This is a genomic window from Streptomyces sp. NPDC101166, from assembly GCF_044768125.1.
Classification (GTDB): domain Bacteria; phylum Actinomycetota; class Actinomycetes; order Streptomycetales; family Streptomycetaceae; genus Streptomyces.
Genome location: NZ_JBIWPF010000194.1, coordinates 1 through 1228, shown reverse-complemented (window position 1 = coordinate 1228; position 1228 = coordinate 1). Strand labels below are relative to the sequence as shown.

Sequence of the window (1228 nt, the reverse complement as noted above, 5' to 3'; positions counted from 1 at the left end):
AGGGGCGCGGGGAGGTCTCCCCGGCCTCGGGCTGATACTGGGCGTTGTAGACGAAGCCCAGGCTCTCCAGGTATTTCGCCTGATCACTGCCGGTCAGGTAGATGCTGTACTTGGTGTTGTAGTCGTCGCCGGTCACGTCGACGAGGGTGACGGACTTGCCCTGGAACGAGGGATTGTCCTTGCGCGCCTGGTCCACCGAGTTCGGGACGGTGTTCGCGGCCGGGGCCGCCCCGGCGGAAGTCGTCGCGGCGGAACCGGTCTCGCTGCCGCCGCTGGCGACGATGCCGACGGCCACCGCGGCCGCCACCGTCGCCGCACCGATACCCAGGTAGATCCGGGTCCGATTGCGCGGCGGCCGCACCAGCTCCAGCTCGGTGGGCTCGGACGCGGACACCGGTATGCCACTCTGGGTCGCCCCGCCCGGGAGCATGCCCGGCGGCGCGATCTGGATCGGATAGGTCGGAGAAGTATTGGTGGACACCGGGTTGTAGCCCGGCACCAGCGCGGCCGTGGCGGCTTCGGTGAACTCGCGGCAGGAATTGAAACGCTCGGCCGGGTTCTTGGCCATCGCCCGTGCGAAGACCTGATCCAGTGCGGCGGGCAGATGCGGGTCGACATCGGTGGCACGCGGCGGCGGCTCGTGCAGGTGGCCCATCATGACCAGCGCCGGTTGCGTTGCGGGATACGGGTTCCGGCCGGTCAGCAGCTTGAAGAAGGAGCAGCCCAGGCTGTAGATGTCGGCGCGGTGGTCCAGCGGCAGCCCGGATAGCTGCTCCGGCGGCGCGTAGGCGATGGTGGCGACGAAGCTGCCGGTCTGGGTGAGCTCGGTGGTGTCCTCGGTGGACTTGGCGACCCCGAAGTCGGCCAGCAGGGCGCGCTCGTCCTCACCGGCGGCGGTGGAGAGCAGGAAGTTGGCGGGCTTCACGTCCCGGTGCAGCAGGCCGCGCCGGTGCGCGTAGTCCAGGCCGCGGCCGATCTGGGTGACGATGGACAGCGCCCGCAGCGGCGGGATGGCGGTCGGATCGCGCTTGAGCTCGGCCGAGGCGTCGGTGCCATCGACATACTGCATGGCGATCCACAGCTGCCCGCTCTCCTCGCCGCGATTGTGCACGGCGACGATGTTCGGGTGGTCCAGGCCCGCAACCACATTGGCTTCGCGTTCGAAGCGGCCGCGGAACTCCTCGTTGCTGGTCAGCTCGGCGGAGAGCACCTTCAACGCGTCCATGCG

The 1228-nt window shown here is 69.4% G+C and carries 1 protein-coding gene; it reads right to left on the bottom strand.

Features of this window, described 5'->3' with window-relative positions; genetic code table 11:
• Positions 1-1210: serine/threonine-protein kinase (locus tag ACIRS4_RS37645; protein WP_404204692.1), on the bottom strand; the 1210-nt coding region annotated here is incomplete at its 3' end.
• Positions 1211-1228 lie beyond the last annotated feature (18 nt).